The organism is Arthrobacter sp. B0427-1-12 (genome assembly GCF_059092905.1).
The window spans coordinates 28,199-44,662 of sequence record NZ_JBNHIC010000028.1 but is presented as its reverse complement, the minus strand read 5'-3'; the positions used below and the strand labels follow the sequence as shown (position 1 = coordinate 44,662).

9 protein-coding genes are annotated in these 16,464 nt (G+C 67.5%); 1 reads left to right on the top strand and 8 read right to left on the bottom strand.

The genetic code is table 11. The annotated features are described in order from the left end of the window. Positions 1-7: 7 nt before the first annotated feature. From AC5RWU_RS16035 to AC5RWU_RS16005, 7 genes are all read right to left on the bottom strand, one after another. A complete protein-coding gene (locus AC5RWU_RS16035) occupies positions 8-2,440 on the bottom strand; it encodes a transglutaminase-like domain-containing protein (RefSeq protein ID WP_494028867.1) in 2,433 nt (810 codons plus the stop codon). Beyond that, entirely contained in the window at positions 2,437-3,702 is a 1,266-nt protein-coding gene (locus AC5RWU_RS16030; RefSeq protein WP_494028868.1) for a DUF58 domain-containing protein, read from the bottom strand. The genes AC5RWU_RS16035 and AC5RWU_RS16030 overlap by 4 nt, the downstream gene beginning before the upstream one ends. A 13-nt stretch (positions 3,703-3,715) precedes the next feature. Then, the gene (locus AC5RWU_RS16025) at positions 3,716-4,696 is read right to left on the bottom strand and encodes an AAA family ATPase (protein ID WP_494028869.1); all 981 of its coding nucleotides are present in this window, start codon (positions 4,694-4,696) and stop codon (positions 3,716-3,718) included. 17 nt (positions 4,697-4,713) lie between these two features. After that, positions 4,714-10,827, bottom strand: a complete 6,114-nt coding sequence (locus AC5RWU_RS16020; RefSeq protein WP_494028870.1) for an Ig-like domain-containing protein — start codon at positions 10,825-10,827, stop codon at positions 4,714-4,716. 166 nt (positions 10,828-10,993) lie between these two features. Next, positions 10,994-12,256 carry an adenylate/guanylate cyclase domain-containing protein gene (locus AC5RWU_RS16015; protein WP_494028871.1) on the bottom strand — a complete coding sequence of 421 codons (1,263 nt, stop codon included), beginning with the start codon at positions 12,254-12,256 and terminating at the stop codon, positions 10,994-10,996. Further along, positions 12,253-12,828 carry a PH domain-containing protein gene (locus AC5RWU_RS16010; protein ID WP_494028872.1) on the bottom strand — a complete coding sequence of 192 codons (576 nt, stop codon included), beginning with the start codon at positions 12,826-12,828 and terminating at the stop codon, positions 12,253-12,255. Before AC5RWU_RS16010 ends, AC5RWU_RS16015 begins: the two co-directional genes overlap by 4 nt. Positions 12,829-12,877: 49 nt before the next feature. Beyond that, the gene (locus tag AC5RWU_RS16005) at positions 12,878-13,651 is read right to left on the bottom strand and encodes a biotin--[acetyl-CoA-carboxylase] ligase (protein ID WP_494028873.1); all 774 of its coding nucleotides are present in this window, start codon (positions 13,649-13,651) and stop codon (positions 12,878-12,880) included. A 338-nt stretch (positions 13,652-13,989) separates the two neighbouring features. Here AC5RWU_RS16005 and AC5RWU_RS16000 point away from each other — a divergent pair, with 338 nt between their 5' ends. Continuing rightward, positions 13,990-15,483 (top strand): hypothetical protein, encoded by a 1,494-nt coding sequence (locus tag AC5RWU_RS16000; protein ID WP_494028874.1) that lies wholly within the window; start codon positions 13,990-13,992, stop codon positions 15,481-15,483. A 43-nt stretch (positions 15,484-15,526) separates the two neighbouring features. On the opposite strand, the gene AC5RWU_RS15995 is transcribed toward AC5RWU_RS16000, so the two are convergent. Then, the gene (locus AC5RWU_RS15995) at positions 15,527-16,426 is read right to left on the bottom strand and encodes an SDR family oxidoreductase (RefSeq protein WP_494028875.1); all 900 of its coding nucleotides are present in this window, start codon (positions 16,424-16,426) and stop codon (positions 15,527-15,529) included. Positions 16,427-16,464: the final 38 nt, after the last annotated feature.

Genomic DNA, 16,464 nt, shown 5'->3' with positions numbered 1-16,464 from the left:
CTCACGATCACTTATGTTTCCCTCCGCGGCCGAACAGGCGTTTGCCTTCCAGCGCCAAACGGGTCTCCTGGAACAGTGACCGGGGTGAATACTTGGCACGCTGGCGCCTCCAGAATCCTACCGAACCGCGCATCTGCTCCAGCGAACTGTCCACATGGTCCCAGTAATTCCGGACTTCGGCCTCCGATGGTTCGGCGGCGCTGAAGATGCTGCGGTCCGCCCGTTGCGCCAACTGCAGGGTCGCAGTGGCGCTCTGCGGGAACGCCTCCCCCAGTCCGGCGGCGCTTTCCCGGCGCGTGGCCTTGGGGTTGGTCTGCGCGCCCATGTCGGTGGCCAGGCTCATGACCTCTTCCCAGCCTCCGCCGACACGGCGCGAGGGCTGGCCCTCGGTGGCGCGGCGCCGGCGGCGGCGCAGCTTCAGGAACGCGATCAGCAGCAGCGGCAGCAGCAGGATCGCCACCGGAATCATGGCGATGCCGATGACGGCCAGGATGGGACCAAGAATGGCCCAGAAATCCTCCTGCTTCTGCTCCGCGTCCTGCGGTTCCGGTGCCGAATCCGGCGGCAGCTCGGCCGGCTCCTGAGGTGGCGGCGGAGGCTGCAGCACCTGCGGCTTCGGCGTCGATTTGGGCTGCTGCTGCGGCGGGACCGGCTCATTGTCCTCGTCCGGTGTCGGGTCGAACGGCACCCAGCCGATGTCCTCGAAGGCGATCTCCACCCACGCGTGGACATCCGAGCCCTTGATGTCGATGGGACCGGTGGGGGTGCCGATTTCCTCCCAGTCCGGGTAGAAACCCATGACCACACGGGCCGGCATGTCCAGCTTGCGCGCCATCAGCGCCATGGCAACGGCGTACTGTTCGTCATCGCCGATCATCTGTTCGGCATCCAGCAGCCTGAGCATCCGCGAGGCGCCGTGGCCGGCCAGCGACGGCGGCTGGTCCTCCTTGCCGTTACTGAAGAAGCCCTGCTCCTGCAGCGTCTGCTCCAGCGCGCGCACCTGTTCAATCGAGGTCTTGGCTTCACCCACCAGTTCCGTCGCTGCGCTCGCGATGACGGGCGGGTCGTTGAGCACCTTGGGCAGGTTCAGTTCCGCGAACTTCTGCTGCGCCAGCTGCGCATCGTCCGGCCGCTGCGGGAAGGTGACATTGACGGTGTACTTGTCCCCCTCCTGCAGGCCGATCGTGCTCAATGTGGTGCGCGCGGCGTCGTTGTAGAACAGGGACTTCCCCAGTTCCTCTTCGCGGCCGCCTTCGAGCTCAATGCCGGTGAGCTCGCCGCCGGCGGGCAGCCAGACATCCTGGTAGTCCTTGATTTCGACCGTCATCCGCGCCGGGATCCCGCCATCGTCGGAATCCTCCCGGCCCAGCTGCTCCGCATCCCCCACAGGCGAAAAGCTGCCCGAATCCTGCGGATTCACGTTGTAGACCACGCCGTCGTAGGCGTCCATGGCGGCCAGCCGGATGCGCTGCCCCTGGGGCAGCCCCTCCACCGTGAAGAGCGTTTCCTCGGCGTCAGTCTTCACGTACTGGCGGAACTTCATGAGCGGGCTTGGATAGTCGTACAGGTTCACGGGAGGTACGACGACGTCGCGCAGCACCGTACGCTGTCCGCCCGCCGTCAGTGCCGGGCCGGCCGCGAGGGTGACGACGGCGGCAGCGGCGACCATGCCGGCGCCGTAGCCGAGGCGCCGGATCGTCCCGCTGCGGACCGCTGCCGCGTTCGGCTCGCCGGAAGCGACCGGAACGCGCACCAGTTGGCCGGCGCGGGCAATGTCCCGCCGATAAGCCAGCCAGGCGGCGCCGATGGCCACGAGCGCCACGCCCCGCAGCAGCGGCAGCGACGCCTGGTTGGTGCCGAACGCGATGCCGGTCACGAACAGGGCCAGCACCGGCAGCAGGGTCCAGTAGGGGCTGCGCACGCGCCAGGCGAGGGTGCCGGCCACGACGGCGGCGATGAGCGCGGACAGGAACGGCACCACCAGCATGCCGCCGGTGATTCCGACGGGCGCGGCGACGGTCAGCAGGTCCTTCCAGGACAGCACCAGCCCAAGGATGATGGTGCGCAGCGATTCCAGGCTGGGCAGGAAGCCGAGGACGGACTCGCGGGGCGCGGCCAACGCGCTGCCGAACAGCAGGTAGGCCAGCAGGGCCGCGCCGACAGTCGGCAGCAGCCAGAGCCGGTAGCGGGCGGCCAGCCAGGCGGTGCCCAGCCCCAGCAGGATGCCGCCGAACCCGGCCAGCAGGTAGCTGGCGTCGCCGCCGAAGGTGGGGCCGAAGCCCAGCACGCCCAGGCCCAGCAGGATGATGAGCGCGGCCCAGTCCAGCCCGGCCTGCCGGCGTGTCTGCGGCAGGTGCGGGGGCATTTCACGGGTGGTCGTTTCGCGGGTGGTCGTGTCACGGCTGCCCAAGTCGCCGCTGCTCATGTCCCGGGTGCTCATGCCACTGCCTTCCTCAGGACCGCGGCGAGATCGTCCAGGTCGCCCAGGGACACGACGGTGAGGTCGCCAATGGAGGCCCGGCCCTGCTCCTGCCCGCTGCGGCAGCGCACCGCGATGCAGCGGATCCCCGGCGGGATGGCCGCCGCGGCGGAGCGCAGCTGCGCGGCGGTGACATGGGGACCCACCACGAAGAAGACCACCGAAGCATTGGGCACCGTCTCCGCCGTCGTGCGGGCCAGCTCCACCGCAGTGGTCCGCAGCGAGCGTCCCTCGATGCGTGTCATATCGTCCAGCAGGTTGCGTCCGGTTTCGCTGCGCAGCGGTCCGTTCTGCGTCAGCACGTCCAGGTTCCGCTGCTCCTTGATGGCCTGCAGTCCGATCGAACCGGCGGCCGAGACCGCCAGTTCGAAATCGGCTTCCGATCCGTATTCAGCGGTGTTCACGGACAGCGCCACGGCCAGGTGCGAGCGCCGGGTTTCCTCGAACTGGCGGACCATCAGCTGGTCCGTCCGCGCGACCGTCTTCCAGTGAATGTGGCGGCGGTCGTCGCCCGGAACGTACTCGCGCAGCGCATGGAAAGACACATCTGCACTGGCCAGCTCCCGGGTGGGCAGGCCTTCCAGGTCCTTGATGAAACCGGCGGCGGAACCGGTCAGCGCGACCGTGCGCGGATGCACGAACAGGTCGGTCGGCTCGGTCCAGAGCACCTGGCACCGCAGCAGGCTCAGCGGATCGGCGCGCACGGAACGCACCGGGCCGACGACGATCACCGCCCGGCGCTGGGTGGGAATGGTGAACAGGTCCTCATGCACCTGCGCCGGCTTCATCCGCGGCAGGTGGAAAACCGCCGTCGCCTGGCCGACGGGCAGCTCCAGCGATGCGGGCAGCAGGGGGCGGCCGGACGTATTGGAGACGGAGACGCTGCCAACAGCGTGGTCCCCCACCGCCACACGGGTGCGCGCCAGGTCCAGCTCCACGCCGTAGGAGGACCGGCCCAGGATGAAGCCGACGGCGATGACCGTCAGCAGCGCGCCCATCAGCGCTGCGGTCTTCGCTTCCTGCCAGCCGAAGGACAAGCCCAGGACCAGCAGCAGCATGATGACGCCCAGCAGGATCCAGCCCAGCGGGGCCACGACGGCAAGGACGGGAGCGGGATATTTCCGCCACCAGGCTGCTGCTTTGTCCCGCCACGGCTTGGTCTGCCGGCCGACGACGGCGGCCCCCTCCTTCACCGTCTGCAGCAGTCCCGCGGTGTGCCGCATCCTGCCGGCGCCCCTAGACCGAGGCAACCGAAGCCCGCTGCTGCGGGGCAGCCACATCGGCCAGCGCACGGGTGATCACGCCTTCGGCGGTGGCTCCGGCGAACTCGGCTTCCGGGTCCAGGACCAGCCGGTGAGTCCAGACGTACGGTGCCAGTTCCTTGATATCGTCCGGCAGCACATAGCTGCGGCCGTGGCCGGCGGCCCACACCTTGGCGGCGCGGACCATGGCCAGCGCGCCGCGGACGCTGACGCCCAGCCGGGTTTCCGGCGCGTTGCGGGTCTGTTCCGTCAGGTGGGAGACATACTCCAGCACGGCCTGATCCGCGTGGGTTGTCGCGGCCAGGTCCGCCATGTCGGTCACCGCCTGCGTGGTGATGATCGGTCTCAGCGCCGCGGACCGGTCCCTGGTGGCGGCACCGGCGAGCAGCTGCACCATGGAGGCATGGTCCGGGTAGCCGATGGAGGTCTTGATCAGGAAGCGGTCCAGCTGCGCTTCCGGCAGCCGGTAGGTGCCGGCCTGCTCGATCGGGTTCTGCGTGGCGATGACCATGAACGGACGGCCGGAGTCATAGCTCACCCCATCCACCGTGACGCGCGATTCCTCCATGACCTCCAGCAGGGCCGACTGGGTCTTCGGCGAGGCGCGGTTGATTTCGTCCGCCAGCACGATGTTCGCGAAGATCGGGCCCTTGTGGAATTCGAAGTTCTGCGTCTTCTGGTCATAGATGGTGATGCCGGTGACATCGGACGGCAGCAGGTCCGGAGTGAACTGGATGCGCGAATGCGTCCCCTGCACCGTGGCGGCCAGGGACCGGGCCAGCATGGTCTTGCCGGTGCCGGGGGCGTCCTCGAGCAGTACGTGGCCCTCCGCCAGCATGGACGTCAGCACCAGGCGCACCACCTGGGACTTGCCCAGCACGGCCTGGCCCACATTGGCGGCGAGCTTGTCAAAGGTTCCTGCAAACCACTCGGCCTGTTCTTCGGTCATTGCCATGGGGGTATTCCTCACTCTTACCAGCTGACGTTCTTGTTGGAGTCGACCCGGACACCCGAGCCGCCCTCAACTGCGTGGAACCAGTACGGACCGGTCCAGTCATTGTTCTTATTGATGCTGTTCTTGTGGCCCAGATAGCACAGGTTGTCCGAGTAGGCGTAGCCATCACCGTTGGTCCGGATCGTGAAGCCGGAGAACACGTAGGTGCTTCCGTCCATGTTCGTGTAGTGGCAGAACACCTCCACGTTCCGGTTCGCGGCGAAGTTCTTCAGCGTCACCGCGAAGTAGTAGCAGTCCTTGGAGAAGCAGTCGCCGTCCGTCTTGTGCTGCCCCTGCCCCATTACCGCCTGGCGGCTGGCCGTCGTGACGGAGTCGGAGAAGCTCTGGCTGCCGTCGGCCCGCGTCACTGTGATCCGGAGGGTGTGGGTCTGGTCCGGACTGTCGCCGCCGTTCCACTGGCCGTTGTTGGCCACCCGGTTGCCGTTGACGGTCACGTCCATGCCCGTCACCGGCCGGCCGTTGCCGTAGGCGTCCGGGTTGGCGTTCCAGCTGAAGGATGCGTGGATCCCACTGGAGGACTTGCGGATGTTGGACGCGTTGTTGATTGGGCCGTAGGCGGTTTCCGCGTTCGACGCCGGGCTGGCCGGCCCCGCCCCTGCGGCGTTGACGGCGCGGACCCGGAACGTGTGGCCCGGGTTACCGTTGTTGCCGACGTTGACGGTCGCACCGGGGCCGCCGATGCCGCTCCAGCCGCCGCCGTCCACCGAGACCTGGTAGCCGCTGATCGGGCTTCCGTTGCTGCCCGGGGCCGCAAAATTGAGCTTGATGCGGGTGTTTTCGCCCGTGGCTACGGCGCTGACGGACTGCACCGCCTGCGGCTGGCCGTAGGGCCGCACCGATGCCGACTGCCCGCCAGCGGCCGAAGCTCCCGCCTTGTTGTGGGCCACGACCGCGAAGGTGTAGTCCGCCGTCGTCTGCAGCCCGGTGAACTGGTGGCTGGTGACCGCGCCCGGCAGGTCGATCTGCGTCGATTCCAGTGCGCCGTTGCGGTAGACCATCAGGTCGTAGCGGCTCACGCTGTCACCGTTGGACGGCGGTGCCTTCCAGGCCACGTTGACCACACCGCCGTTGACGGTGGATTCATCCCGGGAGGCCGTCGGGGCGGCAGGCGCATCCGGCACGCCGGCGGGAATCTCGGCGGCCGAATAGGCGCTCCAGTCCGAGGGGTCGACGGCATCGTTCACGGCCTGGACGCGGACCTTGTAGGCCACCCCGTTGGTGAGCCCGGTCCAGGTGTACTGGGGGGCGGTGATATTCCGCTTCTCGGCGACGCCGGAGGCCGGCGGCGGCGAGATCTCCAGGTTGTAGGAGCTCACCGGGGAGCCCTTGGAGACCGGAGGCGTCCAGGCGATGTTCAGGGAGCCGTCCCCAAAGTCCAGCGCGGGCGGAGCCGGCATTTCCGGCTTCACGTCCGGGCGCGCCGGCGCCGACTGCGGCGAGGGATCGGACTCGCCCACCGCATTGGCCGCGGTCACCTGGAAGACGTACTCAACGTTGTTCGTCAATCCGGTGAGCGTGCACGTCGTGGCGGCGCAGGCCTGGCTGAAGCCAGAGCTGCCCGTGACCGTGTAGCCGGTGATGGCCTCGCCGTTGTTGGCCGGCGGATCCCAAATCAGCACCACGGTCTGGTCGCGGACTTCCTGGACCACTGGCGTGGCCGGCGCATCCGGCTTGCCCTTGACCGTGAGCAACACCCGTCCTTCGACCTCGCGCTCCGGGTCCCGGGTCTGGTCCTGGACGCGGTAGCGGACCTCCATCGTGCCGACGAAGTCCGCCGCCGGGGTCACCTGCACCACGTCGCCACTGACGGAGGCGGTGCCCTGACCGGCGTTGACATTGGCGGTGACCAGCCGCAGCGGGGACTCCGGGAACGGATTCGTGTCGTTGGTCAGCACGTTCACCGATTCCGCCCGGCCCTGGTGCGCATCGGCGATCACGTCGTCGTTCGCTACCGCCAGTGGCCGGTTGGTGGACACGACGTTGACCGTCACCGTGGACGTCACCGGCGGATTGGACCCGTCCGAGACCGCCACGTCGAAGACACCGGTGGCGCCCTTGGGCGCATCGGCGTCGGCCCTGGCCGTCAATACACTGCCGTCGAGCGAAACGTCGACGCCGTCCAGCGAACCGCCGGTCAGCTGGAAGCTGAGCCGGTCCGAGTCTCCCGGGTCCGGATCGGACACGGCCTGCCGCAGGTCGAGGCTGGCGGCTGGCTCGCCCTGGGCCACTTCCAGCGTGTTGGCCCGGAAACTGGGCGGCCGGTTTTCCTCCTGCTTCGGAGTGACGTTGATGCCCACTGTCAGCACGGCCTTGAAGCCCTGCGGATCATCGGGACCGCTGCCGTCGGTGACCTCGAAGGACACCGAGGCCGGTCCGGCATAGTCCGGGTTCGACGTAAACGTGATACCCGTGGCGCTGTTGACCGCCGCCGTGCCGCTGACCGCCTGCACTTTGTCCTCGACGGTCAGACGCGGGCTGCGTCCCTCGCGCACCTTGACCAGGGAATTAAGGTCCAGCTCCAGCGTTTCGCCGGACACCACTTCCAGCGGTTCCGTGCTGGCCAGCGTCGGCCGTGCTTCAGCGCTGCCGGGCACCATGACGAACGCCGTGGCGGTCAGGCCGTCGATGTCCCTCAGCGTGTAGGGGATGAGCTGCGACTGGGCGGTCAGGCCCACCGTCAGGGCGCCGTCGGCCCCGACGGAGACATTCGCGTTGCCTTCGGGGAGGCTGACCTCAAGGTCGCTTGCCACACCGTCCGGGTCCTCGTCATTGCGCAGGATCGGCACCTGGACCTCGGTCTTGCCCTCCGTTTCGGAGACGGCTACCCGGTCGTCGCGGGCGATGGGCGCCAGCAGGCGGGCATCCGGCTGGACATCCACCTTGAGGTTACCGGTGTCCGTGCCGCCGCGGCCGTCCTCGATGCCGTAGCGGATGATGAACACGCCGGCTTCCTCCGGCGCAGTCAGGGTGACCCGGCCGTCGACCACGGCCACGTCGACGGCGGCATCCGTTTGCAGGCCGTCGGCGGTGTAGCGGATCGTGTCCCCGTCGGCGTCGGTGTCATTGGCCAGCACATCCGACGCGATGCTGCGGCCCGGACGGACGGTGATTTCGTCGTCGACCGCGATGGGCGGCTGGTTGGTGGTCGAGACCGGCGCAATGCCCACGGACACGGTGCCCGTGGCGCGGGCCCCCAGGCGGTCCTCGACCACGTAGCTGAAGGTATCCGTACCGGAAGCGCCGGCCGGGGCGGCGTAGTCGATCGCTGCGGCGCGGACGGTGGCCGTGCCCTTGCCAGGCGTCTGGTCGAGGCCGACGAGCGTCACCGAATCGCCATCCGGATCGATGCCGTCCAGCGGAATGAGCAGGCTGGCGGTCTCCCCCGCCAGTACCCGGCCGGTCACATGCTTCGGCAGCGGCGGACTGTTCTGGCCGTCCACGGGGCGGATGTGGATGGTGACCTGGGCGGAAGCTTCCTGGCCATCCGGGCCGGCGACGGCATAGACAGCATTGACGGTGCCGGGCTGGCTGCCGGCCTTGAACCGCAGCCCGGTCTCGGACACGGTGAGCAGCCCCTGCGCCGGATCCACGGATTCCACCAGTTCAGGCAGCAGCGTCAGCGCCGCGCCGTTGGGATGCTCGTCGTTGGCCAGCACGGGGATGTTGACCACGTCGCCGACGCGGACGGTGGCTTCGTCCGCGATGGCCCGCGGCGGCTGCAGTTTGGCCGGCGCCGGGACCGGGGACACGGAGACTTCGCCGGTGGCGCTCTCCCGTCCGTTGGAGACGACGTAGCTGAAAGAGGTCGGGGCGGTCAGGCCGCGGGTGTCGCTGACGCGGATGATATGGTGGTCGATCACCGAAAGCGTGATGGCCGAATCCTTCGGCGCCGAGACGGACTGGACCACCAGCACGCCGCCGGCCGGATCGGAGTCATTGGCCAGCACGTCCACCAGCACCTCGCCGGCCGAAGGCAGCAAGGCAGTGTCCCGCACGGCCACCGGCGCGCCGGCGCTGGCGTCCGGCGGCAGCACATCGATGCGGATCAGCGCGGTGGCGCTCGCCGGGCCGTTGGTCACCAGGTAGGTCAGGTAATACGTGCCGGGGCGTTCGGAGCGGAAGCTGACCGTGCCCGCGTCGATATTCGCCTTCACCGTGGCGTCGGCGATCTCGTCCACCTTCGCCAGCCGCAGTTCGCCGCCGGTGGGATCCACGTCGTTCTTCAGCGGCGAAATGACGATCTCCTCGCCCACGGCGCCGCTGGCGTAGTCCGCGTTGCCCACCGGGGCCAGCACGCCGCGGGGTTTGACGTCGAAGACCATGGTGGCCGTGGTGCTGTCCCGGCCGTCGGAGACGGTCACCGACACTTCCTTGCGTCCGGTGCTCACGCCGACGTCCTGGAAGGTCAGCTCACCGTCGGGACGGATGCGGACGATGTCGCTGCCTTCCGCCACGCGCGCGGCGGTGAGCTGGAGATCGTCCCCGTCCGGATCGATCCAGTCGGTGAGGACATTCTGGGTCAGGCTCTGCCCCTGCTCCAGGGACAGAACGCTCTCGCGCAGCTGCACCGGCGCCCGGTTCGAGTCCGCCGGCACCACCGTCAGGCGCACGGTGGCGGTATCCGTGCCGCCGCGGCCGTCGTCGACCTTGTAGCTGAAGGTGCCCGCACCGGAAGCATTGGACGGGACCACCACCTGCAGACCGGTGCCGTCATAGATGGCCTGGACGGTGCCGGCGGAGGGCTGGTCGCCCTCCAGCGCGGCGGTCAGCAGGTCGCCGTCGGAATCCGAGTCGTTGAACAGGACCGGCAGGATTGTCGTCCGTCCGGCGCGCACGCCGAATTCGTCGTCGACGGCGACCGGCGGCGTGTTCTCCTCGGTGCGGTCCGGCAGGTCCGTGACCGGATTGATCTCGTTGGAGTCCTCCTCCGCCTTCTGGTCGTCCTCCCCGGGCGGCGGTTCCAGGTCCGCCCAGTTGTCCACGACGTGCATGTCATGGTTGACCAGCCAGACGGTGCCGCCGCTCATGTCGTTGAGCACCACGACGTCGCGGTTGACCCGGAAGACCAGTTCCGACTGCCCTTCAAGCTCGGGGATGGACTGGCTGCGGTCGTTGCCGTCATCCTCGCAGTCCCGCAGGTACTGCCGGCTGCCGTCCCATGCCGCGTGGATGCAGCCGTCCAGCTGCACCGGCGCGGCAGGCACTCCGGGTGCACCGGCGTCGACGCCGGTGCCCTCGCCGCCCCGCAGCGGCAGTTTCACCAGGCTCTTGGCCGTGGCGATGGCGACGATGTCGCTCACCGGTCCGCTCTGCTGGAGGCGGGCGCCCTCGGTGTCCGCCGGGTCCAGTCCGGTGGTGCCGCCGCCCGGCAGATGGACGGCGCCATTGCCGGCGTCGAACACCACGGCGTCCTTGCCCACGGCGGCAATCTGCGGGTCCTCGGCATCCTTGAGGCCGGCGAGGCCGCGGCTGCCGGCCTCCGCGTAGGCGCCGTCCTCCTGCCGCTCGAAAGTGAGAAGTTTCTCCTGTGCGGGGACAGCCACATGCAGACGGTCATCGACGCCCATGGCCGCGACGGCGCCCTCGACATCGACCATGAGCGGTTCGGTATCCGCCCCGGAAAAGGCCGGCAGACCCTCCACGCCCATTGCCCAGACCCGGCCCTGGACCGCATCCACCACGGCCACCGCTTCGGTTCCCAGCACCATGCGTGAATGTCCCGGCAGCCCTGTGGGCTGCCCCAGGACCACGTTCGACACGTCCACCGGGCTCACCGAGGCGTCCTCGCCGTTGGTCATGAAGACCGTGGCCGCGTCCTGCTGCACATCGAACTGGTTGGTCGGGGTTGTGAGGCCGCCGTCGAGGGTCTGCGACTGGTAGTTCAGGTGGCCGACCTTGCCGATGCTCTTGTTCGTCACCCAGACGCCGCCGTCGTTCAGGTCCACCTCGGCGGTCCGGAAACCCGGATAGAGCACGGCGCCCGTCAGCGCCAACGCGGCCACCACGGCCAGCGCTATGACCGAAACGACAGAACGCCGCCGCCCCTGCAGGCCGAATTTCCGGAATTTCACAGCACCAAACCTCTGCCACGCGGCATGTCCAGGAATATTTTCTAAACTTAGTGGAGGAATTATCCTCCTGGGTAAGTGTAGCGAACAGTGGTTAACAAACCACTGTTCCTGGTTAACAACAGGGATGGGGAGTTCTCCCCATTGTGCGCGGCGCCGCTCCGCGGAATCAGTCCAGGACCAGGCCTTCCCCGGCGCCGCGGGAGAGCCTCACCGGCTGGACATCGCCGAAGCCGCGGACGGAACGGACCTCCTGCGGCTCCAGCACAAAGCGGTCGTCGAGCGCCAGGCGGGCGGCCGTCGTCGTATCCACCAGGACGGTGCCCGGCTGCGCCAGCGACGTCAGCCTGGCCGCCAGATTCACGGTAGGACCGTAAATATCACCGAGCCGGGACAGAATCCGGCCGTAGACCATGGCCACCCTCGCCTGCGGCAGCAGCTCGTCCTCGTTGAATGTCTTGGCCAGGGCCAGCGAGATTTCAGCACCTGCTTCCGGTGTTTCGGCGTTGAACAGCACTTCGTCGCCGACGGTCTTGACCAGCCGGCCGCCGCCCACCGAGATGATTTCGGCGCACTTGTTCTCGAACCGCTGCACCAGCTGCGCCAGGGTCTTCTCATTCATCCGGCGTGAGAGGCTGGTATAGGAGACCAGGTCGGCGAAACCCACTGCGCGGGCCAGCGGCAGCGGTTCGTCGCCCTCGCCGCCGGCGCGTCCCTCGGCGCTGGCCGCCAGTCCCGCTTCGGCCCGCAGCACCAGCCGTTGCACGGCGGCATTCATCTGCCGGCGCCACGCATAGACCAGGGTCTCCTCGAGCGGCTTGATCAGGTCCGGAAGATTCGCCACCAGCGCCTTGCGGGCTTCGGCGTCCGGGATGCCGCGATTGATCACCATGTCCTCGACCATGGCCTCGATCTGCCAGACGACCATGCGGTCCGTCATCTGGCCGATCGACCTGGTCAGGGAAATCGCCGCGTCCTCGGTCAGGCGACCCTCGCGCACCTGCTCGATGATCGTCTCCAGAGCATCCTGGTCGCCGAAGGTGAAGAACACGTCGTCGTCGCCCAGATTCGGAAAACCCAGGGCGCGCCACAACTTCCGGGCCGACATGAGGGAGACGCCCGCACCGGCGGCCACCTCGCGCCGCTTGAGCGTACGTTCGCCCCCAAGCAGTTCCTTCTCCAAGGCGCGGATGGCCCCGCGGTCCGCTCCGATCATCGAATCCGGGGTTTCCGGGATGAGCGGGACGATCGATTCCGCCGGTACGTCGGACATCAGCGGCAGGTCGGACGACGCCGGCTGGCTGGCTTCGGGGGGCTGCTGCGCAGGGGGGTCGACGACGGGCATCGCGCCGGTTGCAGGGTCCTGCGTGGACCCGGCCGGCTGGCCGGCTCCGGTCACGCCGTACTCCTGCTCCGGGCTTTCACCGTTCATTGACCCTCCCATCCATAGGTGTCCATCGCCTGGCCACCATCCATATCTACGCCATCGAACATGGCAGTCTGCGGCAGACGCTCGATGGAGGCCAGGATGAATGCCTTGAATCTTTCCACCTCCGGGACGTCGGTAAAAGACACCGTCCGGCCGTACCCCAGATCCACGGTCAAGGTGCCGCTGCGCAGCAGACGCTGCAGTAGGCTCTGCCGGGTGCGGACCTGGTACACGCCCACCAGCAGGTTTTCCTGCCACTGCTTGCGGGACCAACCGCGGCGGACTATCAGCCGCCGGCTGGTGAGGATGTAGCAGGTGTTCAGCCATCGAAGCAGCGGCCGGGCGGAAAACCGCAGGATCAGCACCCCTGCAACCACCATCATTGCTGGGGGCAGCACCGGCACCCACTCCGCAGACCATGACGGCAGGGCAGCGCCGTTGCGGTTCAGCCAGCCCAGGCCGAAAAACAACGCAGCCAGCATCAGCAGGAAGAAGATGAACGGCCCCAGCAGGCCCCTCGCCTGTTTCCGGCTGGCCACAATCACCCGTTCACCGGGTGCGAGTTTCAGGCGCACGGGACGGTCCCGTCGAATCTTTTCGGGGAACGCATCATCGGGTGAAGCATCATGCGGGGCGCAGATGGACGATGTCGCCCGCGCTCACAGTGTGCTGTGCGCCCGTCGCATCAGTGAGCAGCAGTGCGCCGTCCGCGTCGAGCCCCGTCGCCAGCCCCTCGAGCACTCCCCCGCCCGGCAGCTGCGCCCGGACCTGCTGGCCGAGGGTAACCATCCGTTCCGCAATCCGTCCCGACAGGGTGCTGCCATCCGTCCACACGGCGCGTGCATCGCCGTCGACCATGCAGAAACGCCGGTACAGTTCGGCGAACGTCCGCAGATAGGCCTTGAGTAGGACATTCCGATCCGTCGTCGCAGCATCGCTGAGCGCCAGGCTGGTGGCGGTCGGCACCGGCAGTTCGGCTTCGGACAGGCTCACATTCAGGCCGGTACCAACGACGACGGCGGGCGCCTCAGCGCCGCCGGTCACCAGCTGGGCCAAAATTCCCGCCAGTTTCCGGCCGTCCACCTGGACATCGTTGGGCCACTTGATGTCAGCCTGCACTTCGGCTCGGTCCGCAACGGCCTCGACAAGAGCCAGGGCCGATATCAGCGAGAGCCAGGAATATGACTGCGGCGGAAGCGGTCGGCCGCTGCGGTTCAGCGGACGAAGCAGCACGCTGACAAAAATCGATGATCGTTCCGGTGCGGTCCACGGCCGGTCGAGGCGGCCGCGCCCAGCCGTCTGGACCTCCGTGGTCAGGACGCTCAGATCCGGCCACGACCCCGGCGCCTCGACGGCCAGCCGGGCCAGATCGGCGTTCGTGGACCCAGTTGTCCCCACGACGTCCACCCGTGCGAAAGAACCCGCCGGAGCACACAGTCCGTCACGAAGACTCTTCGGATTCAATCCGGGACGTTCTAAGCTGGAATAGCGCGGGCTCATAGGAACGATCTTACGCAGGCAGAGGACCCGGCAGGGAGAGGACCGGCCTTCCCGGTCCTCCCGTCCGGCACGGAGCAGTCAACGTTTCCCCAAGGACAAACTGCAACAAATAGGACAAGGGCAAAGAACCGACGACGGCGAATGCTCGGTTGTGCAGGCCGGAGCGATTCGGTGGGCGCATCCAGTGCCTCGAACTAGAGGATATGGAACCTCCCTCAGTTCCAAGGAGCAGCAAGATGCAGAACAAGAGCAAATTCATCATCGGATCAGCTACTGTCGCCGGACTTATTGTCGCTGGCGGGGTAACCTCCGGAGCCTTGCACAGCGCCGATGAAGAACCGGCCGCCTCCGCCCTCGGCCTGGTCAACCCCGGGTCAACCCGTTCCGACTCCTCATTGGATGAGGAAGCCGAGGACCGCGACGCGTCCGCTGGCGAAGAAGACGACGAAGACAACGGCGACGGCGGCGGCGACGACGACGGAGATTCGGACGACGGGGATTCGGACGACGGGGACCGGGATCGGGACGACGATGACCGCGACGGGGATCGGGATCGGGACGACGATGCCGATGCCGCTACCGATAGGGACCGTGACGGCGATAGGGACCGGAATAAGGACCGGGATGACGACGAGCGGATCCAGGCCAGCGACCGGAACACCGGTGATGACGACGAACTAGACTGCCCCGATGACGACAACGGCGACAACGACAATGCCGGTAACGGATACGGCGACACGCAGGAACCGATCAGCCTTGCCCCGGCCGACGTAGTTAGTCCGTCAGCTCCAAACCTGCAGGAACCCGGAAACAACCGCAGCCCGGGCGACAACTCCGGCCCCAGCGAGAATGCCGGCACGGGCAACAGAAGCCAGGACCGGGACGACGACGATGAGGACCGGGAAGCCAACGCGGCGGAAGACGCAGCCGAGGCCTCAACCAGAATCGCCGACAACGACAATGCCGGTAACGGAGACGGCGACGATGAGGGCGACGCACAGGAACCGATCAACCTTGCCCCGGCCGACGTAGTTAGTCCGTCGGCTCCAAACGTGCAGGAACCCGGAAACAACAGTGGACCTGGAAACAGCCGCAGCCCGGGCGGAAACTCCGACCCCAGCGAGAATGCCGGCACGGGCAACGGAAACCAGGACCGGGACGACGACGATGAGGACCGGGAAGCCAACGCGGCGGAAGACGCAGCGGAGGCCTCAACCGGAATCGCCGGAAGGACGGCCAAAGACGCCGAAGACAAGGCGGATGGGGCCTTGCTGCCGGTAGCGCCAACCTCAAGAATCCCGTTTTCGGGGTCGCCGACAGCTGCCGGCGACCCGGCTCAAGAAGCGCGGATAGCTCAGCAGGAAGCCGAGGCGAGGGCCAAGCAGCTGACCGGAGAAAAGGCCGAAGCCGAACGGCTCGCTGAGGAAAAGGCCAAGGCCGAACGCGCCGCAGCCGACGAGGCAGAAGCCAAGGAAGCCGAAGCCGAACGGCTCGCCGAAGAAAAGACCAAGGCCGAACGCGCCGCAGCCGACGAGGCAGAAGCCGAGGAAGCCGAGGAGGCAGAAGCCGAAGAAAAGGCAGCCGCCGAAGAAAAGACCGAGGCCGGACGCGCCGCAGCCGAAGAGGCAGAAGCAGACACCGATGAGCGCACTGCCGGACAGGCCGACGCCAAGGATGATTCAGACAAGGTCGATTCAGACGAGGAGTTGGCCGAGCCGAAAGCCAACTAATGGCGGCTGGGCCTTACAGAAAATACTTAGAGCAGAAAAATCTCTAGAGAAAAATATCCGGGACCAGGGAGCTCTCCGGCACCCCCGGGCTGTAGCGGCTGAAGTCCTCCACGCCTTCCTCGGACAGCACTTCCTCATCCGTGTAGAAGTGGCCGGTCACGGACCGGCTGGGCCGGGTGAGCAGGGCGTGCGCCGCGTCCGCCACAATCTCCGCCCCGCGCGCACCCCGCACCGCTTGCTCGCCGCCGGGCAGGTTACGGATGGCCGCGGTGTTGATCAGCGTCCGCGGCCAGAGCGAGTTCACGGCGATGCCGTCCGGCTTCAGTTCCTCCGCCAACCCAAGGGTGGTCAGGCTCATCCCGTATTTCGCCATCGTGTAGGCCAGGTGCCGGCCGGCCCAGTACGGCGCGAGGTTGAGCGGCGGGGAGAGCGTGAGGATGTGCGGATTATCCGAACGCCGCAGCGCCGGAAGCGAAAACTTGGACAGCATGAACGTGCCGCGCGTATTGATGTCCGCCATCAGGTCGTAGCTCTTCATCGTCACCTCGGAGGTCGAGGACAGATCGATGGCAGAAGCGTTGTTCACCACAATGTCGATCCCGCCGAAGCGCTCAACGGCCGCTTCGACGGCGGCGGCCACATCGCCGTCGTTCCTCACATCGCCCACCACCGGCAGCGCCTTGCCGCCGGCCGCCTCAATCTGTTCCGCCGCGGTATGGATGGTGCCTTCAAGCTTGGGATGCGGTTCGCTGGTCTTGGCCAGGAGCACCACATTGGCGCCGTCGCGCGCGGCGCGCAGTGCAATGGCGAGGCCGATCCCGCGGCTTCCGCCGGACATCAGAACCGTCCGTCCGGAAAGCGTCCGGGCAGGGAGCGGGGCAGGATTCCGGGCCGGAGCCGGGCGGTGATCAATCGATGACGAAGCGTCCTTGCTGGAAGTCATTGCCCCAGAATAGTCGAAATGTCCACGCACTGTTACCC